At 59.3% G+C, this 11,733-nt stretch carries 14 protein-coding genes and 1 tRNA gene; 8 read left to right on the top strand and 7 right to left on the bottom strand.

What is annotated here, in order from left to right; genetic code table 11:
- Positions 1-56 precede the first annotated feature (56 nt).
- The 3 genes from gatC to NW808_RS01995 are packed head-to-tail and all read right to left on the bottom strand — an operon-like array spanning position 57 to position 1,275.
- Complete coding sequence (gene gatC / locus NW808_RS02005; RefSeq protein WP_414396802.1) at positions 57-350, bottom strand: Asp-tRNA(Asn)/Glu-tRNA(Gln) amidotransferase subunit GatC; 294 nt, start codon at positions 348-350, stop codon at positions 57-59.
- Between the two features lie 48 nt (positions 351-398).
- On the bottom strand, positions 399-920 hold the full coding sequence (locus tag NW808_RS02000; protein WP_414396804.1) for a photosystem I assembly protein Ycf3: 522 nt from the start codon (positions 918-920) through the stop codon (positions 399-401).
- 55 nt (positions 921-975) lie between these two features.
- Positions 976-1,275: a chlororespiratory reduction protein 7 gene (locus NW808_RS01995; RefSeq protein WP_414410066.1), complete on the bottom strand. Its 300-nt coding sequence runs from the start codon at positions 1,273-1,275 to the stop codon at positions 976-978.
- A gap of 90 nt (positions 1,276-1,365) precedes the next feature.
- On the opposite strand from NW808_RS01995, the gene trpS reads away from it, so the two are divergent.
- Positions 1,366-2,406: a tryptophan--tRNA ligase gene (gene trpS, locus NW808_RS01990; RefSeq protein WP_414420124.1), complete on the top strand. Its 1,041-nt coding sequence runs from the start codon at positions 1,366-1,368 to the stop codon at positions 2,404-2,406.
- Here trpS and NW808_RS01985 read toward each other — a convergent pair.
- A complete protein-coding gene (locus NW808_RS01985) occupies positions 2,369-3,370 on the bottom strand; it encodes a DMT family transporter (RefSeq protein WP_414420102.1) in 1,002 nt (333 codons plus the stop codon). The genes trpS and NW808_RS01985 overlap by 38 nt on opposite strands.
- Positions 3,371-3,443: 73 nt before the next feature.
- Between NW808_RS01985 and truB the strand changes: the two genes are divergently transcribed.
- The 7 genes from truB to NW808_RS01950 all read left to right on the top strand — a co-directional run bounded on the left by truB (position 3,444) and on the right by NW808_RS01950 (position 9,305).
- The gene (gene truB / locus NW808_RS01980) at positions 3,444-4,343 is read left to right on the top strand and encodes a tRNA pseudouridine(55) synthase TruB (RefSeq protein ID WP_414410068.1); all 900 of its coding nucleotides are present in this window, start codon (positions 3,444-3,446) and stop codon (positions 4,341-4,343) included.
- Between the two features lie 173 nt (positions 4,344-4,516).
- Complete coding sequence (apcB, locus tag NW808_RS01975) at positions 4,517-5,020, top strand: allophycocyanin subunit beta (protein ID WP_414396814.1); 504 nt, start codon at positions 4,517-4,519, stop codon at positions 5,018-5,020.
- Between the two features lie 260 nt (positions 5,021-5,280).
- On the top strand, positions 5,281-6,282 hold the full coding sequence (locus NW808_RS01970; RefSeq protein ID WP_414396815.1) for a zinc-dependent alcohol dehydrogenase family protein: 1,002 nt from the start codon (positions 5,281-5,283) through the stop codon (positions 6,280-6,282).
- Between the two features lie 33 nt (positions 6,283-6,315).
- Positions 6,316-6,885 carry a hypothetical protein gene (locus tag NW808_RS01965; protein ID WP_414396817.1) on the top strand — a complete coding sequence of 190 codons (570 nt, stop codon included), beginning with the start codon at positions 6,316-6,318 and terminating at the stop codon, positions 6,883-6,885.
- A gap of 33 nt (positions 6,886-6,918) precedes the next feature.
- Positions 6,919-8,505, top strand: a complete 1,587-nt coding sequence (locus NW808_RS01960; protein WP_414420101.1) for an AAA family ATPase — start codon at positions 6,919-6,921, stop codon at positions 8,503-8,505.
- Between the two features lie 13 nt (positions 8,506-8,518).
- A complete protein-coding gene (locus NW808_RS01955) occupies positions 8,519-9,172 on the top strand; it encodes a Crp/Fnr family transcriptional regulator (protein ID WP_414420100.1) in 654 nt (217 codons plus the stop codon).
- A 60-nt stretch (positions 9,173-9,232) separates the two neighbouring features.
- Positions 9,233-9,305: transfer RNA gene (locus NW808_RS01950), tRNA-Phe, on the top strand.
- A 92-nt stretch (positions 9,306-9,397) separates the two neighbouring features.
- Here the strand turns inward: NW808_RS01950 and NW808_RS01945 are convergent.
- Genes NW808_RS01945 through NW808_RS01935 form a run of 3 tightly spaced genes read right to left on the bottom strand, consistent with a single transcriptional unit; the run spans position 9,398 to position 11,689 of the window.
- Positions 9,398-10,387 (bottom strand): ABC transporter permease, encoded by a 990-nt coding sequence (locus NW808_RS01945; protein WP_414420099.1) that lies wholly within the window; start codon positions 10,385-10,387, stop codon positions 9,398-9,400.
- 20 nt (positions 10,388-10,407) lie between these two features.
- Entirely contained in the window at positions 10,408-11,232 is an 825-nt protein-coding gene (locus NW808_RS01940) for an ABC transporter ATP-binding protein (RefSeq protein ID WP_414420098.1), read from the bottom strand.
- Between the two features lie 43 nt (positions 11,233-11,275).
- The gene (locus tag NW808_RS01935; RefSeq protein ID WP_414420097.1) at positions 11,276-11,689 is read right to left on the bottom strand and encodes a zinc ribbon domain-containing protein; all 414 of its coding nucleotides are present in this window, start codon (positions 11,687-11,689) and stop codon (positions 11,276-11,278) included.
- Between the last annotated feature and the right edge of the window lie 44 nt (positions 11,690-11,733).

Here is an 11,733-nt window from a genome sequence, read left to right as displayed (position 1 = left end):
GCCCCCAGAAAGTTCGCCCTCTGGCGCTAGGGCGAAGGCCGGCAGGAGTGCAGCTTTTAGCTTTCCTCTTCCAAAATGCGGGGCACCTTGAAGAACATGTCGACGCGGTCGGGGGCGTTAGCTAGGATCCCCTCGACATTGGCGTAGGGCTCCACCTCATCGGGGCGAGTGGGCAGCTCGATATCGAGGACATGGAAAGTAGGCTCTACGCCTTCAGTGTCCAGCTCTTTAAGCTGTTCTACGTAGGCCAGAATATCTGCTAGCTGCTGGGTAAACTGGATTTCCTCCTCCTCAGTGAGCTCTAGCCGCGCCAGGTGAGCGACGTGGCGTACTTCTTCGCGGGTCAGCATTGCTTCCTTGGCCCTATGGGCTACCGATGAGTTTACCTTAGCCAGACCTCAAAAGAGCTCCAGGTTGGCACGCCCTGTGGTTTTGAGCCAGTTTTGGGCCTCGATGTAGTTGTTGGGGGCAATGCGAATGGCACGGATCCAGTATCGGGCAGCTTCGTCAAATAGGGCCTCAGCCGTTTCTTCATCCCCAGCTTGCAGACTCTGCTCACCTTTGTGGTGCAGCAAAACGGCAATGTTGTTGAGGGCAGAGCAGAGGCGGGGGTTGAGCTCTAGGGCCTGGTGGTAGTACTCCAGGGCCTTGTCCAGGTCTCCAGTGCTTTGGTAAATCAGGCCCATGTTGTAGAGGATGTAGCTGCGGTCTTGGTCGTCCTTCTCTAAAGCCAAAGCCTCGCGGTAGTTTTCTAGGGCCTCGGCATATTCCCCTTCGCTTTGGGCCGCCATGCCGTCTCGGTAGTAGGCAAAGGCTTTCTTCTCCTCCGAACTCACCCCCGGCAGCAACTTGAGGATTAGATCAGCCAGGACAGTGAAGGTTTTGTCGATGAAGTTGTCGTTCTTCATGCCGCGGGGCATGGTTGACCTCCCCTAGGGTGCCTCTTCTTTGCGTTGTACCACGCCCACAAAACCCCTAGGTTGAGCTTTGCCCAGAAGAGGCCGAGCGGCGCTTGCTTAGGCGCACCGGGTGCCACTGTACGGTTTCACCAGGGGAGACTTCCAGTTCACAAGTAGTGTCGATGAGCCGTTGCGCCTGGGCTTGGGGAGTGGGGTAGCGGGCCAGATCCGCATCCACCAGATGGGGATGTTCTTGAAGCAGCCGCACGAGGAACTCCTGCAATTCCTCAGAGCTGAGAAATTGCTCTGGCAGGCCCGGGATCAGCAGCACGTAGTGATTGGCAGCGCGGAGCGGTTCGGGTTGGGGGTCTGACATATGAGTGTCAGGAAGGGCTGCAACTCTCTTGGTATTCTGAAAAAGACTTTCTTGGCTTTTGTCTGCCGTCTTGTGGGCTTTGAGAGTGCTATGGCCAAGCCGCGCACCTTTTCCGGCATTCAGCCCTCTGGTGAGCTGCACCTGGGCAATTACCTAGGGGCGATTAAAAACTGGGTGGCCGACCAGGAGCACTACGAGAACTTCTTTTGCATTGTGGATCAGCACGCGGTCACTGTGCCCCAGGATCCCAAGCTGTTGAGGGAGCGCACCCGTTCCCTGTTTGCCCTTTATTTGGCCTGTGGCCTCAAGCTGGAGTATTGTGTGCTGTTTGTGCAGTCCCATGTGCCTGCCCATACGGAGCTGGCCTGGCTGTTTGCCACTATCACTCCCATGAACTGGGCAGAGCGCATGATCCAGTACAAGGAAAAGAAAGAAAAACAGGGAGAGGAGACAAGTGTTGGCCTGTTTAGCTACCCCATTCTGCAGGCGGCGGACATTCTCCTCTACCAGCCCAAGTACGTGCCCGTGGGAGAGGATCAGCGGCAGCATATTGAGCTATGTCGGGACATTGCCCGCCGCTTTAATGACCGCTTTGGGCAGACCTTTGTCATCCCTGAGGCATTAATTCGTCCGCAAGGGGCGCGGATCATGAGCTTGACCGATGGCACCCGCAAGATGTCCAAGTCAGATCCCTCCGAGTTCAGCCGCATCCACCTGCTGGACAGTCCGGATGCCATTCGCAAAAAGATTCAAAAAGCCAAGACCGACTCCATCCGAGGCATTACCTTTGACGACCCGGCCCGCCCAGAAGCCCACAATTTGCTGACGATCTACATGCTCACCTCCGGCAAGAGCAAGGAGGAGGTAGCGGCTGAATGTGCCGAGATGGGATGGGGGCAGTTCAAACCCCTGCTTGCCGACAGCATTATCGCCACTCTAGAGCCCATTCAAAAGCGCTACCAGGAGCTCTGGAGTGACCCTGGCTACCTCCACGAGCTAATGCGGGAAAATGCTGCCAAGGCCCGTGCCGTGGCCGAGCAAACCCTCCAAAAGGTGCGAGATGCAATGGGGTTTCTGAGCCTTGAGGGATCCCTCACTGAGACTGCCCCTCGCGAACTTCGACAGGGCTAGGGGCAAGGCCCAGCTCGGCCAGGATCCCTTTCCAAACCAGAGGCAAGCGCTCCTGCCATTTTTGCCGGTGGTTGATCACGTACACGCAGAGTAGGGTAACGCCTACGCCCACCCACTGCTGCGGGGTGAGGGTCTCACCCAGGAGGGTACTGCCGAAGAAAAGGGCAAACACGGGGGTGAGAAAGGTCAGGGAGCTGAACTCGGTGAGATTTTCCTGGGAGGCAAAGTAGAAGAAGAGGGCATAGGCCACAGCGCTTCCCATCACCGAGGCGTAGAGTAGATCCAGCCAATGGATGCCGCTTAGGTGCTGCCACTGCTCGCTTTCTGTCAGCGCCGAAAGCAGGATCAAGGGCAGGCTACCCAGCACCATGTGCCAGCCGGTCGCCAACACGGGATCCGCCACCTCTGCCACCTTGGGCATCATCACGGTGCCGATGGCCATTGACAGCGAAGCCAGCAACATCCAGCCAACGCCAGCTCCTAGCTGCAGGGATCCCCCCCCTCCAAGGCCAATAAGGCCGATGCCGAAAACTCCTAGCCCCAAGCTCAGCCAGCCCAGCACCCCCAGCCGCTCCCCGTAAAACCAGGTGGCCAGCAGGGCTACCGCCAGAGGTTGCGAGTCAATCAGCACAGATCCCAAGCCGGCGCCGGTTTCCTGCAGCCCTTGGGCCAAGAATCCCTGAAAACAGGTGGCGTCCACCAGGGCAAAGGCCAAGACCCACAGCCAGCCCTGCAGTCCCTGGGGATGCCAGGGCTGAGACGCTCCGGAGGCCCGCCCCTGCCAGATCCGGAAGGCCAAAACCAGGATCCCGGCCGGCAACAGCCTCAGAATGGCAATGAAGAGCGGAGTGGTCTCAGAGAGGGCATCTCGCATCGCCACCATTGCCGAACCCCAAAGGAAAAACGGGGCAATCATCAGCAGGCGTTGCCAGATAGGCTGAGATAACTCGTTGGATTGAGCCATAGGCGCTTCAAACTTGACAACAGAAGTCAACCCCATGTTAAGCGCTGCGGCAACCTAGTTACAAACCTTAACTATGGGATCCCTGGAGGGCTTTCTCAATCTGGATAAGCCGGCAGGGCTCACCTCCCACGACTGCGTGGCAGCAGTGCGGCGAACCTTGCGCACCCGCCAGGTGGGACATGGGGGCACCCTGGATCCGGCGGCAACGGGAGTTTTGCCCATCGCCGTGGGGCGGGCGACGCGCTTTTTGGCGTTTTTGCCAGGAGACAAGGTCTACCGGGCAACCTTTCGCTTTGGGCAGCGCAGCGACACTGACGATGCCGAGGGGCAGGTGGAGGTGGGATCCCCTTGTCCAGAGCTAAGTCGCGAGCAGGTGGAGGAATGTCTGCGGGAGTTTGTCGGCGAGATCTGGCAGGTGCCGCCTCTTTACAGCGCCATCAAACGGCAGGGGAAAAAGCTTTATGAGCTGGCGCGGGCGGGGGCAAAGGCCTCAGAGCTAGGGCTAGAGCCGCGGCGGGTGGTAATTCGGCACCTGCAGATCCTGGACTGGCGTCCCGGCGAGTTTCCGGAAGTGGATCTGGAGATTGCCTGTGGCCCCGGCACCTACATCCGTGCCCTTGCCCGCGATGTGGGGGAAAAGCTTGGCTGTGGCGGCTTGATGAGCCAGCTGCGGCGGCTGCAAAGTGGCCCTTTTCGCCTTGAAGAGAGTTGGCCGCTAGAGGTGTGGCAGGGATCTGCCAATCCTGCTGCTGCCCTGCTGCCCATTGAGTGGGGCTTTGCCAGCTGGGAGTCAGTTTCTCTGTCACCCTCAGACAGCCGACGCTGGCAGCAAGGTCAGGCCATTCCTCTGGATCCCGCTCAGGCCACTGCCGAGACCCTGCGGGTGAAAAGCCACCAGGGAGAGTTTTTGGGGTTGGGACAACGCCAGGGCAGATTGCTCAAGCCGCTGCGGGTGCTGTTGCCGGATTCCTGATTTCCCTGTCGGGGAAAAACCTCCGGTGTGGTAGACTGCGTGAGAGCCAACCAAGGGCGGAAAACGCCTCAGTGGGTGCAGCTTGCTTGCCGGGAGCAGTTGAAGAGTTCTATTTTTCAACCTAGCCTTTTCAACCTAGCCTTTTAAGACGCCACAAAAACGGAGTTGGGGATATGCGCGATGCCATAACCACCCTGATCAAAACCTACGACCTGACAGGCCGCTACCTGGATCGGGATGCCATGGACGCTCTTAGGGCCTTTTACGATTCGGGGTTGCGGCGCATCAAAGCTGTGCAGGTCATCAACCTCAACTCGGTGGACATTGTCAAGACGGCGGCGGCAGCCTTGTTCGCCGAGGTGCCGGAGCTGATCCGCCCAGGGGGCAACGCCTACACTACCCGCCGCTATGCCACCTGCCTGCGGGATATGGACTACTTCCTGCGCTATGCCTCCTACGCCCTGGTGGCTGGCGACAACAGCATTTTGGACGAGCGCGTTTTGGCCGGTCTGCGAGAGACCTACAACTCCCTTGGTGTGCCGATTGCTCCAACCGTCATTGGGATCCAAAACATGAAGCGGCGCACCCTAGAGCTGCTTGGCACCGACGAGGACTACAGCTTTGTAGCCGAGCCCTTCGACTACCTGAGTGCCAAACTCAGTGAAACCGATATCTAGCCTCATAGAGAGGGCAGGAATCTTCCCAGATCCCTTGCTTTGGTGGGGGTACGTTACCATCGTGGTAGCGCGCTAAGGATCTCCCAGGAAGGGAAAGAGCGGCCGTGGGGCGCGGCCCGAAGCCTTGTCCTAACTTTCCAGGAAGGCACGGCATCGTTGAACCCAAGCGCGAAGGTCGCCCTTTGCATGTCCCTCACAGCCTCCCTCGCTGGGGGCAGAAGGGGAGCAGTTGGTGGACTCAAGCCAAAGGCAGCGAAAACATGAAAGCTGTTGTCATGAACGTGCCCGGCGGGCCGGAGGTCTTGCAACTCCAGGAAGTGCCCGATCCCCAGATCCGCGGCGAGCGAGAGCTGCTTGTTCGTCTCAAGGCTGCTGGCGTCAACCCCATCGACACTAAGCTGCGGCGGCGAGGTACCTTCTACCCAGAAGAGATGCCGGCCATCTTGGGGTGTGACGGGGCTGGCGTTGTGGAAGCGGTGGGATCCGGGGTGCGGCAGTTTCGGGTTGGCGACGAGGTCTACTTCTGCTATGGCGGCCTGGGCAAGCAACCGGGGAACTATGCTGAGCTGATCGTGGTGGATGAGCGCTTTGTGGCTCCCAAGCCCAGAACCCTTAGCTTTGCCGAGGCTGCTGCGGCTCCCCTAGTGTTGATCACTGCCTGGGAGGCCCTCTACGAGCGAGGGCGGCTGCAGGCTGGCCAAAAGGTGCTTATCCACGCCGGCGCCGGAGGGGTAGGTCATGTAGCCATTCAACTAGCCCGTCTGCGGGCCTGCGAGGTGGCCACTACGGTGAGCACGCCAGAAAAGGCTGAGTTCGTCCGTTCTCTGGGAGCCAACCTGCCCATCTTCTACCGCCAGACTGACTTTGTGCGGGCTGTCTTAGACTGGACGGCTGGGGAAGGAGTGGATCTGGCGCTAGATACCCTGGGCGGCCCAGTACTGGAGCAGACCTTTCCGGCTGTGCGTGTGTACGGCGATCTCGTCACGCTGCTGGCGCCTGCTCCGGAGACCGATTGGCGGGTGGCCCGTGACCGCAACCTACGGGTAGGCTTTGAGCTGATGCTCACGCCGATGCTGAAGAATCTTGTTGCTGCCCAGCAACATCAGGCAGAGATTCTCAGGCAGTGCGCTCGCCTCATCGACCAAGGCCAACTGCGTATCCGTCTCAGCCACACCTTTCCTTTGGCCGAAGCGGCTGCTGCCCACCGCTTGCTGGAGCAGGGATCCGTTCTCGGCAAAATTGCCTTAACTATTCCCGATTAGGCTGGCTAAGGGAGGCCCTGCCCAGCTCCGCCTATGGCTGACCCACTTACCCCTCACCTGCTGGAGAACGAGAGCTTCTATGAGAACGCCCTCTGCTGGCTGGGGCGGCCGCAGACGGTCTATCGGCTGCTGAGCGAAGCGGTTTTCCCACCAATTTCCTCGTGGGTGCGGGGAGAAGTGGATAGCCGTTCTTTTAACCACTGGCAGCCGGAAGACGTGCGCACCTTTCTCTACCCGGTGGTGGCCCTAGGAGACGAGGAGACGCTTGTCCTTGCCAGCGAGGCTCTCCTACTTTGCGGCATCGGCACCTACTACAATCCCTGCGACCTGGCAATTGTGGTGTTCGTGCAGCAGCCCCAAGAGCTGTTTAGCCAACTGATGCAACGCATCCGCCGCACCGAAGCCATCATCACCCGCGGGCCAGAAGTGCGCATGCTTTCGGAACAGGTGAGCCTGGCCAAGCGAGGACAAGACTACATCAACACCAAATACTTGGTCTGGCCCTACGCCCTTTCTGCTGCCGCTCAAGAGACTCTGGTTAAGCAAGGGATCAGCATTATTCGCCTTTCACCCCCAGAGGCTGCTTTGCCCTTTGGAGGCTAAGCGAAAATAGGGATCCCTTATCCCCAGTTTTCTATGGCCAGTGCCCACCTGCCGCCCCTCATTCAAGCAATGTTGGAGCCGGGGTTTTACCCCCATCCGGTGCGGGAGCCGATCCAGCTTCTCCAAACCCACATCTCCTATGTTCTCCTGACGGGCGACTATGCCTACAAAGTAAAGAAGCCCGTGGACTTTGGCTTTCTAAACTTCTCCACCCTGGAGCGACGGCGCCACTTTTGCCAAGAAGAGCTGCGCCTAAACCAGCGCGGGGCGCCGGGGCTTTACCTCCAGGTGTTGCCCATTGGGCAAACCCAAGGCCGGTTTCAGCTTGGCGGCAGTGGCGAGCCGGTGGAGTACGCCCTTAAAATGCGGCAATTTCCCCAAGAGCAACTCTTCAGCAACCTCCTCGAGCGGGGGGAGCTGACGCCAGCCTTGATGGAGGAGCTGGGACGGGTGGTGGCAGCCTTTCACGCCCAGGCTGAGACCAACGACTACATCCGCAGCTTTGGCCGGCCAGAGCGGGTACGGGAGGCCTTCGACGAAAATTACGCCCAAACCCAGCGCTACGTGGGCGGTCCCCAGACGGCTGAGCAGTATCAGGAGACCCAAGCCTACACGGAGCGCTTTTTTGCCGAGCGGCAGGAGCTGTTTTACCAGAGGATGGCCCAAGACCGCATCCGCGAAGGCCACGGGGATCTGCATCTTGGCAACCTCTGTTGGTGGGAAGGCCAGATCTTGCTGTTTGACTGCATCGAGTTCAACGAGGCTTTCCGCTTTGTGGATACGATGTACGACGTATCCTATGCAGTGATGGATCTGGACGCCCGCCACCGTTCTGATCTGGGCAACGCCTACTTAAACACCTATCTGGAAGAAACGGGTGACTGGGAAGGACTGAAGATCTTGCCCATTTACCTCAATCGCCAGGCCTATGTGCGGGCCAAGGTTACCTCTTTTCTGCTGGACGATCCTGCCGCTGCGGAAGCTGACAAAGCCAATGCCTTCCACACTGCCGCCCGCTACTACCGACTGGCCTGGGAATACACGCTTCCCAAACAGGGACAGTTGTTTTTGATGGCTGGCCTGTCAGGAGCGGGCAAAAGTACAGTGGCCCGGTACCTAGCCCGGCAGCGGGGAGCCATTCACATCCGCTCCGATGCCGTGCGCAAGCACTTGGCCGGGATCCCTCTGCGGCAGCGGGGGGGGCCGGAGGTGTATACGCCAGAGATGACCGAGAAGACCTACCGCCGCCTGGTGGAATTGGGCGTGGAGTTGGCCCGAGAGGGTTATAGCGTAATTCTGGACGCCAAGTTTGACCGGCAAGCGCTGCGGGGCATGGCCATTGAACAGGCCCAAAAGTGCGGGATTCCCTTGCGCATCCTCCACTGTTACGCCCCTGAACCTGTCCTCCGTGAGCGTCTGCAACGGCGTATGGCCGCAGGTACAGTCGAGGGAGGAAACCTAGCCGACATTGCCGATGCCACTGCCGATCTCCTTGCCCAGCAGCAGGCGCAGTGGCAGGATTTTTCCGAGGGGGAACGGTCTTACTTGACGGTGTTGGACACCAGTCAAGATTGGCAAGCGCAACTGCAGGAGATCACCAGTGAGCGAGGTAACGGCTAAGGATTTGCACTTGATGCCGTTGTTTGAAGGCTTTTCCCCCGAGGTGCTCGAGCCGCTAGCCCGTCAGATGGCGCTGCGCTCCCATGCCGTCAACCAGGCCATCGTGTTGCAAAATGACTGGGGCAGTACCGTCTATTTCATCCTGGAGGGTTGGGTCAAGATTCGCACTCACGATACAGAGGGGCGGGAGATTACCCTCACCATTCTCGGCCCAGGCGAGATCTTTGGAGAGATGGCCGCTTTGGATGAGGCGCCTCGTTCCAGCGATGTGGTTGCCTTAACACCGACCAAGGTTTGTTCTCTGTCGGCCCAGCATTTTCTAGCTTTCTTGGCTGCCAATGCCCAGGCTGGCATTCGCCTTGCCCAGCTTATGTCCCGCCGTCTGCGGCAGCTTAACCGGCGGCTGCAGTTGCGCGAGGCCAGCAGTGTTGCCCGCGTTGCCGATATTCTCCTCTTCTTGGCCGAATCCCGGGGCTGGGTCAGCCGCAGCGGTGTGGAAATCCCCAACTTACCCCATCGGGAGCTGAGTAGCTTAAGCGGCTTAGCTAGGGAGACCGTTACCCGCGTTCTCTCCAAGCTAGAACGAAAGGAGTTGATCCGCCGGGATCGCAACCGCAACATCCTCTGTATTCCGCAGCTGGAGGCCCTGGAAAAGCTCCTTGGCTAAACTAGGGCGCTACCTGTTGCCAAAGACCTCCTGAGCACCCTAAAATAGGGGCTACGAAAAGCCGGGATAGCTCAGTTGGTAGAGCAGAGGACTGAAAATCCTCGTGTCACCAGTTCGAATCTGGTTCCTGGCATCCTATCTTGTTTTCCTGAGCTTTTCGAGATAGGTCCACACCCTAGGTTGGGAGCTTGCTGGCGCTGGCAAGTTGGCCACCAGGCAGCCCCCCTAGTTTTCGCGGCGCACAACACTTTCATGCCAGTGGCCCAGGATTTTGTCGGACAGGGCGCTCAAGGCCACAAAGATTAGGATCCCCAGGCCAGTCAGCAGCACCAGAGCCGCAAACATGCGGGGCACCTGTAAGTTGAAGCTGGAGATCAAAATCTGGTAGGCGATCCCGGCCCGCTCCCCGCCGCTACCTGCAACAAACTCGGCCACCACCGCTCCAATGAGAGAAAGGCCACCGCTGATGCGCAAGCCCCCGAGGAAATAGGGCAGGGCGCTGGGCAGGCGCAGGTAGATCAGAGTTTGCCAGCGATTGGCCTTGTACAGTTGAAACAGGTTGAGCAGGTTGTGATCGACGCTGTTTAGCCCCAGGGTAGTGTTGGAGAGAATGGGGAAGAAGGCAACAATCCAGGCGCAGACCACCATGGCCGCAAAGGTGTTGTTGCGCAGCCAGATGATAATGAGTGGCGCGATGGAAATGATGGGCGTTGTCTGCAAAACCACCGCATAGGGGAAAAGGCTGCGCTCAATCCATTTGCTCTGGCTAAACAAAACGGCCAGCAACAGCCCAGAGATGGCAGCCAAGAGGAAAGCCACCACGGTAACCTGCAAGGTAACCAGCAGCGAAGGAAAAAGGGATCCCCACTCCTTCACCAGGGTTCTGGCCACCAAAACCGGCCCCGGCAACAGGTAAGGGGGAACCCCTGTCAGCCGCACCGCCACCTCCCAAAGCCCCAGAAAGAGGAGGCCGACGATCCCAGGGGCAATCACATCTGGATTGAGCCACCTGCCCAGATCCAACCGCTGGGGAGAAGTCGGCAGGCCAGAGCCAGCTACCTCAGCCTCACCGCGGGGGCCAGGCCTGAGTTTTTCTTTCACCCCACTGCTTAGATTCCCAGCCAACCCATGCCAAGACCAGCGCTCCGGCAGGACAAGCAGGGATCCCAGCCGGCGATCCAGGAACTGGAGAAGGGAGGCGAAAAGATCCAGCATAGAGAAAAGCAGGCACCCTGTCAGCGCAACCGTCCAACCGAGAGAGGAGGTAGGCAAGGCTCCTGAGTCGTGCTACCCATAGCTTCGCGCAAACGGGCTGCCACCTCCCGACAGTAGTCGTTGTAAAGGGGCGAGGTGCGAAAGTCTTCTGACCGAGGGTAGGGGGCATCGATGGGGATATCCGCCACTACTCGCCCCGGACGGGCCGCCATGACCACGACACGGTTGGAGAGGTAGACGGCCTCGTAAATGTTGTGGGTAACAAAGACTACCGTCCACTGCTGCTCCTGCCACAGCTCCAGCAGCTCACTGTTTAATTTGCTGCGGGTGATCTCGTCTAAAGCTCCAAACGGCTCGTCCATGAGCAGCACCTGGGGCTGGGTGACGAGGGCGCGGGCAATGGAAACGCGCATGCGCATCCCCCCTGAGAGCTCGCGGGGAAAACTGCGCTCAAACCCTTGCAAGCCCACCTGGCGCAGCGCCTGCAATACCTTGGGCTCCGCTTTCTCCCTAGGCTCGCCCGCCAACTTCAGGGGCAAGCGCACATTCTCCATCACCGTGGCCCAGGGCAGGAGGGCTGGCTCCTGGAAGACAAAAGCCAACTTGGGTTCCACCGAGCGGCTGGGGAGGTTTTGCTGGCAGCGGCCCCCCCACTCAATAGAGCCACTGGTCAACTGCCCTAGGCCGGCAATTAGCCGGAGCACTGTGCTTTTCCCACAGCCAGAGGGCCCCACCAAGCTGACAAACTGCCCCTCTGGAATGGCTAGGCTCATATCCTGCAAGGCCACTGTGCCGTTGGCATAGACCTTGCTGACGTGGTTGAGAAGAATCATCGGGGCAGGCATGGCTTACTTTTCCCGGCTCAGGGATCGGCGAGGAAGCGCTAAACTAATCGTACTCCTGCCGCCGCCGCAACTTGTTGACATACTCCCCGCCCTGAAGGGCATTCGCGACAGCGGGCCGTAGGCCGGGGATTCTCGTTCTTGGTTCCACGAGCGCACTTACCATGTCAGGTTGCCCCTTCATGGCAGCGGTGCCGCTCTCCCCAAGCGTTCCCCCTTCCGGGGCGGTTCCCTCCTCGCGCCAGCGGCGGGGAGCGCTTTGCCCTGAGGTACCGTTCCCCACCATGCCCAAGAGTTCTAGACCTCGGCGCAAGATGTTGAGAGCGGCGTTGTGGTCGCGACACAGCACCAGACCGCAACGCGGGCATCGGTGTGTGCGAGTGGATAAAGTCTTCTTCACCAGGTAGCCGCACCTTGAACACTCCTGGGTGGTGTACTCCGGCGGCACAGCAATCACCACCTTGCCAATCGCGTAAGCGGGACGTAGTCCTTACACCTTGCCGT

Source organism: Synechococcus sp. W70.1 (assembly GCF_047461515.1).
GTDB lineage: Bacteria > Cyanobacteriota > Cyanobacteriia > Thermostichales > Thermostichaceae > Thermostichus.
This window is presented reverse-complemented; position numbering and strand designations above follow the sequence as displayed.